This window comes from Clostridium sp. (assembly GCF_051656525.1).
GTDB lineage: Bacteria > Bacillota > Clostridia > Clostridiales > Clostridiaceae > Clostridium.
Genome location: NZ_JBOGCC010000027.1, coordinates 1 through 4164, shown reverse-complemented (window position 1 = coordinate 4164; position 4164 = coordinate 1). Strand labels below are relative to the sequence as shown.

Annotated in this window: 5 protein-coding genes; all 5 read right to left on the bottom strand. The window is 24.5% G+C overall.

Features of this window, described 5'->3' with window-relative positions; translation table 11 throughout:
• Window positions 1–195 precede the first annotated feature (195 nt).
• Complete coding sequence (locus ACRDDY_RS00760) at window positions 196–735, bottom strand: VanZ family protein (RefSeq protein WP_438563058.1); 540 nt, start codon at window positions 733–735, stop codon at window positions 196–198.
• 17 nt (window positions 736–752) lie between these two features.
• Window positions 753–1169 (bottom strand): hypothetical protein, encoded by a 417-nt coding sequence (locus ACRDDY_RS00755; protein WP_438563057.1) that lies wholly within the window; start codon window positions 1167–1169, stop codon window positions 753–755.
• Between the two features lie 99 nt (window positions 1170–1268).
• The gene (locus ACRDDY_RS00750; protein WP_438563056.1) at window positions 1269–2630 is read right to left on the bottom strand and encodes a hypothetical protein; all 1362 of its coding nucleotides are present in this window, start codon (window positions 2628–2630) and stop codon (window positions 1269–1271) included.
• 200 nt (window positions 2631–2830) lie between these two features.
• A complete protein-coding gene (locus ACRDDY_RS00745) occupies window positions 2831–3268 on the bottom strand; it encodes a hypothetical protein (RefSeq protein WP_438563055.1) in 438 nt (145 codons plus the stop codon).
• A gap of 81 nt (window positions 3269–3349) precedes the next feature.
• Window positions 3350–4164 (bottom strand): hypothetical protein (locus tag ACRDDY_RS00740; protein WP_438563054.1); only part of this gene is annotated, 815 nt, incomplete at its 5' end.

Below are 4164 nucleotides of genomic sequence, written 5' to 3'. Positions count from 1 at the left end.
TTAAATAATAAAAACATTTCTCTACTCTTCAATACATATCTGATTTTTATGGAATTTAATCAAAAAGTTTAGTATTTCTAATTTTTTTAAACACAAAAAAGGCTCACAAACGGCTTAAAACCGTTGTGAACCTCGTGATGTATGTAACAAAATACTTATTATGTTACATTTAATATATTTATCCTTTTATTTTAATTACCGTATATAATAAAATATTTTCATAACTATAAATCCTATAACTGCACCAGATGCATTTAAAAAGATATCTATAATATCTATTACTCGTTGACTTCTTACAAGTCCTAAATAAACTTCTATATATTGAATAGATTCTATAAATAATGATAGTATAATCCCATAAAATATAACTTTATAAACTTTATCAAATATTTTATATCCATTTAATGAAGTCAATATAACTAGTGGTGTAAATAATAATAGATTCCCCAATATATTTATTATTACAAATTTATCCAAACCATATTTAAATATCGAAAATATATTAAAATTAATATAAATATCCTCTACAATCCCATGAGATGGAATTGTAATTGGCAATAACGTTAAACTTACAATAAACCCAATATAAATAAATAAACTAAACCTTAACATTTCTTTTTTAAATTCTATTTTTTTCTTATTAGATTTTAAATAAGAAAAAAATAGAAAAATTAACCATATTATTATTGATGCTAATATACCAAAAAATCTATTTAAAGTAATTCCTACTACCATATTATTTCTCCTTTTGCTTACGGTCTATGATCATGCATTGTTCCTTTTACCCTTTGAGTTGTATCTCTTGCTCCTCCCCAAGCTGGAAAATAATATTTAGAACTATCAGTATCAACATCCCAAACATAATTTCCAGTAGATGAAAGTTGTTTACTTCCATATGACTTATTAAAAACTGAACCTTTGCGTACTAATTCCAATTTAATATCACTGCTACTCCTGCTAGTAATATTTGCATGAACCTTCCCAGGTGTTAATTTATAAAATATATTATTTTGTGATCCATCAACCATTCCACTTCCTGAAGCATAAACTTTATAACTAAAGTCCATAACTTTTCCCGTATCTCTCATTTTTTCTGCACTTGCAATAACAGTTACCGAACTTAAAATTATTGTTGATAACATTATTGTTGAAATTAATTTTTTAAACATTATATCTCCCCCTTTTATTTTTAATTTTTATACAATTTATTCCTTATTTGTATAATTCAACAATAATGTATGTAATCCTCTTTTTTTATTAATTTTTTTTTAATTATAATTTATTATATTCCACCACTTATAAACAGTCATTTTACTAATTCCTGTATCACGAATACAATCACTTTTACGTGCATCTGGATTATTTTTTCTATATTCTTTTATAATTACCTCTTTAGTTCCACTATTTTTAGGTCTTCCTTCTTTAATCTCTTCTCCCAATCGTTTCTTTAAGTACTTCATTGTATTCATTAAAACTATATGATCTTTTTGTTTTCTATAATTCCTCTTATTTTTTTCAATATGAATATCGGTTAAATATGAAATACTATTTATAGGATATGTTATATATCTATCCTCATAAGCTTGAAGTGCATCTAAAACATCTTTTTCATTAAATGGATTATCAATACTTGCTGGTAACATATCAAATAACTCCATCAATCTAAATGAATCCTTTTCAAGTTCTTCACGTTCGATTCCTGCTTTTCTAGCATATACAACAAGCATCATTAAGCAATAATACCTATGTCCTGTTTTAGCTTCATCTATAATTCTTCTCTTCCACCAATCATAAACAGCTCTATTTGTAGTCCAAGTTCCTTTAGATTCTTTATTTACTATTCTTTTTTCATACCATTCAGGAAATTTATCTTTTGCTTTTGCTAAAGATAATTTACTTTTATAACTAAATTCAACTACTTTAAATTCATCTCTTACAAAAGAATTTAAATAATCTATGTTAATCTTATCGCCTGTTAAAAAGGCTCTAGCACGTTCTCCTTTCTTAGTTATAGTTCCAACCATTCTAAACCCTTGAAAAAGACTTTCATATTGTACATTATCCTCTAAATTAGTTATATATCCTTGCCAAACTATTCTTGTTAATTCCTTTTTATATTTTTGTAGCTGCTTAACAACATTTCTAAACAACATTATTGGTTCTTCAAAAATATAATATAAATGTAATCCAGTACCTGAAGACACAACTACCGTTGGCATCGGTATTCTTTTCAAATTTTCTATTTGATGAAATAAAGTCTTTAATCCAGCTGGATCTCCATCTTCTTTTATAATAACTCCATCTAAATCTATTGCTAGTGCATATAAACATCTAGCATTCTCGCTCTTTCTAGCTTTACCAACATAGCTAATAGGTGACATTAAACAGAAATTATCTCTTTCAGTAATTTCTTTTATTTTTTCTAAATCATTAGTAATTGTATGTCTTAAAATCTTTTCTTCTCCGTTATTTTTTTTATCTTTCGTAATTTCAACTGCTATTCCATTATATTTTCTTTTTTCATATATATTTTTTTCTTGTAACTCTCCATTATTAAATATCATTCTATAAAATTTTATTGGTTCTAATTCTTTATAATTATGAAATAAATATTCTGTTAGAATATTCATATTAATTTCCCCCTTTGCATACCTATGGACGTTATATTATCAATAAGTTTATTAGACCTTTTTTCAAATAAATTCCATTAGTTTTTATAATACACTTTTACTTTATTTTTATCAATTTTTATAAGTAAAAATAAGAAAAAAGATTATAAATAGTGATAAGCTATTTATAATCTTTTTCTCTAACGTAATATACTCATTTATTATACTACATTTCTATTTTCAAGTTTCTTCACATTTCTGTTATATGTAAGTATTAAAATAATATTTATAATTAAAAATATAACTTTTCCTATATTCAATATCTCAATAGTTCTAAATACTTTTTCTGTCTCTATATAAAATATAATACCCAAATTAAATATCATATTAAATATATATATAATATTTAATATACTAACTACTCTGTATATTAAATATTTTCTTAGTGCCCAAAATTTTTTCACTATAAATATATATGTACTAATTATTAGTATAACTAACATAATTTCTATAACAATTAATCCCATAGAGAAATTTTCTAATATAGGCTGATATATACTTTCGTTATTTCTAATTCCGTGTAAACTCTCTATTACAAATATTATCTGAATTATAACTCCTACAATTATTTGATATTTTTTTAATGATAATTTATTCATTTTTTCTCCTTTAATAATTATTTTTCATAAATATAGAAAGTCACTAAAATTAATATATTTTAATGACTTTTCTATTATTTTTTATACTATATTTGCTAAAGCGCTCAATAAACCTTCTATTTCAGGAGCTTCTTCTTCTTCTTCTTCATTTACCAAATTTTCTAAAAATGCTTTTAATCCATTAAGCGATCCTTTTATATTTATACTCTCCCCATTTTCTGTTGGATCTGATGTCACTAATGCTGTATTTATTCCTGTAAAATAACATACTAATTCTGGATTTGGTAAATTTTTTGGCTTATTTTCATCATATTCACTTAGCGTTATTGTTGTTGTAAAATCAACTTGTATATTTTCAGATTTTAAATTATTTCGTTCCAAATATACATCATATTTTACTGTAAAGGGATCTATACTTACTACTGTAAAATATATTGAATTATTTCCATTTTTATATATCTCAATAGATATTGTTTGCATTAAATCTTGAGCTGATAGTTCTTTTAAATTAGTATTTGCAAGATCTACATTAAACATTACTGGACCTTCTGTCCTTGAATAACTTAATTCTCCATTTCGACTTATTACTATTTCATTATTTGTATTTTTAGGATCACTTGCTACTGTTGCTGATACTTCAATTTCAAATGCTGGTGTATCACAAATTACTATTGGTTCTCTAAATACATTTATTCCTATTTCAGTATTAAATATCTTATTATATTCATTTAAAATTTCTAATTTTACTCCTATTTCATTAAATCCTACATCTCTTCCTGAATATCCATCTTTATCTATTCCTATTCCACTTACTGTTACTGTTGCAAATTGGTTAAATGCCCAGTTCTTTGGAATTTCATAGTTCATTATATTTCCTGAATATCCTGCCGACATAT